This is a genomic window from Halomonas sp. SIMBA_159, assembly GCF_046536035.1.
Lineage (GTDB): Bacteria > Pseudomonadota > Gammaproteobacteria > Pseudomonadales > Halomonadaceae > Vreelandella > Vreelandella venusta_A.
On sequence record NZ_JAWJBT010000910.1, the window covers coordinates 1 to 259 of the forward strand.

Genomic DNA, 259 nt, shown 5'->3' on the forward strand with positions numbered 1-259 from the left:
CCTTCGATGGATATGAGATTGAGCTTCTCCATGCGCTTGAGCATTGCCATCACATGTGGACGCGAGTGGCCCGCTATCGCGTTGCATTTCTTGATGACTTCGGAAAGCGGAATCGAGATTTCCTCGTTTTGAGGACGGCGCGCGCGTCCATCGAATCTGTCGTTCGGCTCGGCTCCGGCCATCAACGAAAGAACGTGCGCGTAGGAAAGGACGCCGGGTAGAAAATCGGCATGTGTATTAGTCGCGAGAATGTCGTCTT

Annotated in this window: 1 protein-coding gene; it reads right to left on the reverse strand. The window is 54.1% G+C overall.

Going from position 1 to position 259, the window contains the following annotated elements; translation table 11 throughout:
- Nucleotides 1-259: hypothetical protein (locus tag R0J87_RS21900; protein WP_498888944.1), on the reverse strand; the 259-nt coding region annotated here is incomplete at both ends.